Consider the following 6,279-nt stretch of genomic DNA (forward strand, 5'->3'; position numbering starts at 1 on the left):
CCCAGGGCGGCGATCTGGCGGCTGCCGACGCTCCCGTCATGACCGGAGATCTGCTGGACGGCAAGAAGGTGCTCGGGTTCGCCACTGCGGTACACGGCGCGGCGGGCCGTCTGCCGAGCGCCGCGGACGATCTGCTGCTGCTCGAAGGCGACGGACACACAGGACCGCTGCCGTGCCCGGACGGCGCAACCGGGTCCGGCAGCTTGCCGGTGCGACGCGTCGGGCCCCACCCGTACCGTCAGTTGGAGCCCGGACACGTCCATCCCGCCGACGAACTGGCCCCCGGTCTGACCGCTGCCTTCGACGAACTCGTGTACGGGCCGGACGCCCCCCGCTACCTCGCTGTACTGATCGAACGGCTCACCGGCGCAGGACACGGCTTCTGGCTGGCCGGCGGCGCCCCCAGGGACCTTCTGGCCGGATCCCGGCCGGACGAGGTAGGCGACCTGGATGTCACGGGAACAGCACCCGCCGGCAGTTTCTGGGACGTGGCCGACCGCGTGCTGGACGACGAGGACGGTGTCAGCGCCGAGCACCCGCGGCTCTTCAGCCCGGACACCCTGGTCTGCTCGGTCCTGCCCCCGCAGCGACAGGGCCATACGCTGGAGTACCGCGGACTGGGCATTGGCGGTCTGCGCGTTCCGGCAACAGGGACGGACCTCCGCCAGGACGCCCGACAGCGCGATCTCACCGTCAACACGCTCCTCTACGACCCGGTGCACCACGTCGTGCTGGACCCGCTGGAGCAGGCTTTGAGGGACCTTGCGTACCGAGACGGTATACGGGTTCTCGTTCCTGCAGGAGCCCCGGACGACCCGGAGACCTGCGCGGCCGTGCTGCTGAGGGGCCTGAAGTTCCGGCTGCGATGGGCGTCGGCCGGCGGTGGCCGGGGCGGTGCGCGTGGTCCGAACGATACGGCCCTGCGGGACTGGGCCACTGCCCTGCCCGAGAATCTCACCGCGCAGCTGGACGAGCGCGGCGAGGCCGCGTGGCGCCGTGTGCACGCCGTCGCCGATACCTGCCTGCCGGCCACGCCCTCCCCCCACCTGACTGAGGTGGTCCGTGGGTACGGAACGGCAGCCGCAGCGCTGGTCGACCGGCTGACCGGGGGCGGAGGATGAACTCCGTCGCCCAGCAGGAGGACACCGTGGCCGTACACCGTCCACTGAGCAGCTGGATCGCCGTTCTGGAGCCCCGATCGCCCGGCGCACACCCCACCCTGGGAGTGATCAACGACGGTGACGAGCGGGCCGATGCGAGGGACATGGTCCGCTTCCGCACCGTCGCGTGGGTGCGGACGAGCGTCATCATCGACCGGGACGGACAGCCTTGTCGTGTGCTCGCGCTGCGTGCGCCGGATCGTTCGGTCGTGATCGAACTGGACGATGTCGGCAGACCGGTCGCCGTCTCGGCCGACGGGGCCGATCTCGTCGCGGAGCTCGAGGTGCGGTGGGCCGGTCTTCCCGCCGCCCCCGGGACGGTGGCACAGCTGCGCCGGGAGAGTCTCGAGCTGCGGTACTTCCTGCTTTTCCGGATCGGCAGGGAGACCGCGGCCCCCGCAGAACTGTTCCACTGCCTGCCGTGGGAACGGGTGGAGTCCGCCGCCCGCACGGCTGCCGCGCTGCTGACGCCTGGCGGCACACCACCGGTTCCCGCAGATGACGCAGGTCGGCCCCCCGGGGGCAGCATCGGCCGAGCACCTGCCGAGGAGCAACTACGGCACTGGTTCACCCCCGCCGCCCTCTCACTGGCGGGTCCGTTGTCCGTGCTGCGCAACGGACTGCTCGTCGGCCGAGCCGGTCCGTGGTTCTCGCGGGAGGCCGCCGCGCTGTTGACCGGCCTGCTGGCCGTGGAGCCGGCCAGGCTCCCCGCCTCCACCCGCTCCGCCCTGTCCGTACTGGCCGACAGGCTGGGCACCGATCAGGCACTGCGCCACAGCGCCCGCCTCGCGGCGGCCCGGCTCACCGGCCCTGCCCCTACGGCACATCTCGACCTCACACTGACCGCGCGCCTCGACTCGGACTTCGTCCTGCGCGCCTCCTCGGGCGCACCGCAGGAGACGGGCGCCCTCCTGGAACAGGGACTGGTGACCGCGGATGTGGCCGTGACCCCGGGCGGGGCAGTGGTCGTCGAGCTGGAGATCTCCCCCACCACGGACTCACCCGTGAGAACCACGGCCGACGACGGCCCGCTGTGCCACCCGGTCACTGTGACCCTGATCGGTGTCACAGCGCAGGTCGGATCCCAGGTGCGGTACTGGATGATGCTCGACAGGACCGACGAGGGGCTGTACGGCTTCCTCGCGATGCCTGCCCCGGAAGGACAGTTCGAGGTGGGGCTGGACGCACCACCCGTCGCGCTGCGTTTCCTCGACCGAGTGCCCCACCGAGAACTCCTGGCGTCCCTGCACGCAAATGAGCACATCGGCCCGTCCCACTGGCACACCATCATCGACGAGCTCCCCCCGCGCCACCCGGCCCACGCCGCCCTGGCCGCGTACGAAGCCCAACTCCCTTCCTGAGTCGACCATTCAGACCCGTCCAAGTGACCAGGACGGCTACCGTGTACGGGTGGCTACCGCAGATACACCAGCGCTTCCACCAGGCATGGGAGCGGACGAGGCCGTGACGGCGGGAATCGGCGCCGACGCTCGTCGACGTGCGATCCACGCCGAATTCCGGCGGCTGGAGGAGAGCGCCACCTACAGTGCCCAGACCCAGTTCGAGGAAGCGAAGCGCTGGCGGGCCCTGCACTGGGCCCTGGGCGTGCCCGCCACGCTGCTGGCAGCGGTCGCCGGGACCACGGCACTGGTGGAGTCCTCCGGAGCCACTGCCGCAGGCATCCTGGCCCTGCTCTCCGCCGGACTGGGCGCCGTGCTCACCACGGTCAACGCGCCCCAGCGCGCCGGACAGGCGGCCGCCTCCGCCAATGCCTACCTGGAGATCCAGACGGCTGCCCGGCAGCACCGGGAGATCGATCTACCTGACTGGCCCCACGCCGAGGCGCGCGAGGCGCTCGCGGCGTTGACCGCCCGCCGCGACGAGCAGAACAGCAAGGCGGACGTGCCCAGCCGGCGCGCCTACCGCAAGGCCCAGGCCAATGTGCGGATGGGTACGCAGACGTACGCGGTCGACGAGAACGCGGGCTGACGCCCCCGGCGCCGGCTGCACCGATGGCACGTCCTGGTGCGACTGGGCAGCCACATAGCCCGGGTCTCGCGAAACCGGGCCCGCGATGAGCTTGTCGGTCTCGGTGATCTTCTCGTTGAGGGCCGTCACGAGCGACGAGCAGGCCGAGGCGTACGGGACGTTCGCCGAGGAGCCGACGAGGCCCGAGCTGGAGCGGTTCTTCTTCCTGGACGACGTGGACCGGGACCTGATCGCCCTGCGGCGGACGGAGCATCACCGGCTCGGCTTTGCGCTCCAGATGTGCACGGTTCGGTACGTCGGTCTGTTCCTGGAGGACCCGCTCGCGGTGCCGTGGCCGGTGGTCGAGCACCTGGCCGTGCAGCTCGGCATCGAGGACCCGTCCGTGGTCAAGCGGTACACGGAGCGGCGCCAGACGCTGTACGACCACGCGTGGGAGATCCGGGACGCCTACGGCTACCACCCCTACGACGACGCCGAGTGGTCCCGGCGGTTCCGCACGTTCCTGCACGGGCGGGCGTGGACACACGCCGAGGGCCCGAAGGCGCTGTTCGACCACGCGGTGGGCTGGCTGCGCCGTCATCGGGTGCTGCTGCCCGGGGTGTCGGTGCTGGCTCGGCCATCGGAGGTGCGGAAGGTTGCGGACAAGCGGCTGCACGCCACGGTCGCGGGCGCCGCCCGCCGCGCGGACCCGGCGCTGCCCGGGGATCTGGTGGCGACGCTGAAGACGCCGGAGGGCTCGCGGTTCTCGGAGCTGGAGCGGCTGCGCCGGCCGCCGACGCGGACGACGGGCACGGCGTTCGCCCGTGCGCTGGAGCGGGTGGACGAGATCGGCGCGTACCGGCTCGGCCGGTTGAGGCTGTCGCAGATCCCGCCGAACCGGATGGCGGCGCTGGCCCGGTACGCGCTGGGGTCGAAGGCGCCGCTGCTGGAGCGGGCGCAGGAGCCGAAGCGCACGGCGATGCTCACCGCGGTGATGCGGCATCTGGAGGCGAAGGCGATCGACGAGGCCCTGGACCTGTTCCAGGTCCTGATGGCAACGAGGCTGCTGAACACGGCGAAGCGCAAGACGGAGAAGGAGCGGCTGTCGACGCTGCCGCAGCTGGAGAAGGCGTCACGGGTGCTCGCGCGGGCGGCGAAGGTGCTGTTCGAGGAGCTGGAGCTGGTCGAGGAGCACGAGGCGGACCTAGACGTGGCCGCGCTGTGGGCAGCCGTGGAGGAGGTCGCGCCGCGCGCCGTCGTGATGAGCGCGGCGGCCACCGTGGTGACCCTGGTGCCCGACGACGAGAACTCGGCCGAGGTCGCCATGCGGGCCGCGCTCGCGAACCGGTACGCGACGGTGCGTCCGTTCCTCGCGTTGCTGGGCGAGTCGAAGGCGCTGGACGCGGCGAGCGCCGGGAAGCGGGTCCTGGCCGGGATGCGGGGTCTTCCGGCGCTGGCGCGGCGGAAGACCGGCATCAAGCCGCTGCTGCCGCGCGAGGTGGACGACAAGCTCGTGCCGCCAGCGTGGCGCAAGGCGGTATACGCCAACCCCGACCTGCCGCAGGGCGCGGTGGACCGGGACGCGTACGTGGTGTGCGTGCTGGAGCAGCTGCACCGGGCCCTGAACAACCGCGACGTGTTCGCCTCGCCCTCGCACCGCTGGTCCAACCCGCGGGCCCGCCTGCTGGACGGGCCGGACTGGGACGCGGTCGAGGAGGACGTCCTGGCGGCCCTGAGCCTGGACATGCCCGTCACCGAGCACCTGGCGGAGCTGGTGCGGGGCCTGGACGCCGGATGGAAGCAGCTCGCCGAACGCCTGGAGGAAGCGGGGCCGGCGGCGAAGGTCTCCATCGAGGTACAGGACGACGGACGGGTGAAGCTGAACGTCGACAAGCTCGGCGCTCTCGGCGAGCCGAAGTCCCTGACCTGGCTGCGCCAGCGGGTCGAGAAGATGCTCCCGAAGATCGACCTGCCGGACCTGCTGTTCGAGGTGAACGCCTGGACCGGATTCCTCGACGCCTTCGTGCACCTCGGCGACGGCACGACCCGGATGAAGGACCTGCCCACCTCCGTGGTCGCGCTGCTGGTGTCCGAGGCGTGCAACATCGGCTTGGCTCCGGTCGTCAACCCCGGCTACGAGGCCCTGACCCGGGCCCGGCTCGTGCACGTCGACCAGTACTACCTGCGCGCCGACACCATCGCCGCGGCGAACGCAGCTCTGATCGCCGCCCAGGCCGGCATCCCGATCGTGCGCTACTGGGGCGACGGGCTGCTCGCTTCGGTAGACGGGCTGCGCTTCCAGGTGCCGGTGCGCACCATCAACGCCGCCCCCTCGCCGAAGTACTTCGGGTTCAAGCGCGGCATCACCTGGCTCAACGCCGTCAACGACCAGGTCGCGGGCATCGGGCAGATGGTCGTGCCCGGCACCCCGCGCGACTCTCTGCACATCCTGGACGCCCTGCTGAACCTGGACGGCGGGGTGAAGCCGGAGATGGTGGCAACCGATAACGCCTCATACTCCGACATGGTGTTCGGCCTGTTCAAGATCCTCGGCTACAACTTCAGCCCCCGCTTCCGCGACCTGGACGACCAGCGGTTCTGGCGGGCCACGATGCCCGGCGTCGAGACCGGCACCTACGGCGCGGTGGAGGACCTGGCCCGCAACCGCGTGAACCTGAACAAGGTGATCACCCACTGGCCGGACATGCTGAAGGTCGCCGGTTCCCTGGTCACCAACCAGGTCCGCGCCTACGACCTGCTGCGCATGTTCGGCCGCGACGGCCGCCCCACCCCGCTCGGGGCGGCGTTCGCGGAGTACGGGCGGATCGCCAAGACCGAGCACCTGCTGCGCGTGGTCGACCCGGTCGACGACACCTACCGCAGGCAGATGAACAGGCAGCTCACCATGCAGGAGTCCCGCCACAAGCTGGCGAGGGACGTGTGCCACGGCAAGCGCGGCACCATCCACCAGGCATACCGCGACGGCATGGAGGACCAGCTCGGCGCGCTCGGCCTGGTCCTCAACGCCATCGTGCTCTGGACCACGACGTACCTCGACGCCGCCGTCACCCAGCTCCGAGCCGAAGGCCATGAGATCCGGGACGAGGACATCGCCCGCCTGTCCCCGCTCAAGCACCGCAACCTGAACCTG

At 71.1% G+C, this 6,279-nt stretch carries 4 protein-coding genes; all 4 read left to right on the forward strand.

The window, feature by feature from the left end; all coding sequences use genetic code 11:
* Window positions 1-38: 38 nt before the first annotated feature.
* Window positions 39-1,121 carry a tRNA nucleotidyltransferase/poly(A) polymerase family protein gene (locus tag JKV81_RS14950; RefSeq protein ID WP_202076354.1) on the forward strand — a complete coding sequence of 361 codons (1,083 nt, stop codon included), beginning with the start codon at window positions 39-41 and terminating at the stop codon, window positions 1,119-1,121.
* On the forward strand, window positions 1,118-2,521 hold the full coding sequence (locus JKV81_RS14955; protein WP_202076355.1) for a hypothetical protein: 1,404 nt from the start codon (window positions 1,118-1,120) through the stop codon (window positions 2,519-2,521). The genes JKV81_RS14950 and JKV81_RS14955 overlap by 4 nt, the downstream gene beginning before the upstream one ends.
* An 85-nt stretch (window positions 2,522-2,606) precedes the next feature.
* Window positions 2,607-3,149 carry an SLATT domain-containing protein gene (locus tag JKV81_RS14960; RefSeq protein ID WP_202076356.1) on the forward strand — a complete coding sequence of 181 codons (543 nt, stop codon included), beginning with the start codon at window positions 2,607-2,609 and terminating at the stop codon, window positions 3,147-3,149.
* Between the two features lie 85 nt (window positions 3,150-3,234).
* Window positions 3,235-6,279 (forward strand): Tn3 family transposase (locus JKV81_RS14965; protein WP_202076357.1); only part of this gene is annotated, 3,045 nt, incomplete at its 3' end.

The organism is Streptomyces silvae (genome assembly GCF_016745505.1).
Classification (GTDB): Bacteria; Actinomycetota; Actinomycetes; order Streptomycetales; family Streptomycetaceae; genus Streptomyces; species Streptomyces silvae.

Coding starts and splice junctions, on each gene's coding strand:
- JKV81_RS14960 (WP_202076356.1), top strand. CDS start 2,607: ATGGGAGCGGACGAGGCCGTGACGGCGGGAATCGGCGCCGACGCTCGT.
- JKV81_RS14955 (WP_202076355.1), top strand. CDS start 1,118: ATGAACTCCGTCGCCCAGCAGGAGGACACCGTGGCCGTACACCGTCCA.
- JKV81_RS14950 (WP_202076354.1), top strand. CDS start 39: ATGACCGGAGATCTGCTGGACGGCAAGAAGGTGCTCGGGTTCGCCACT.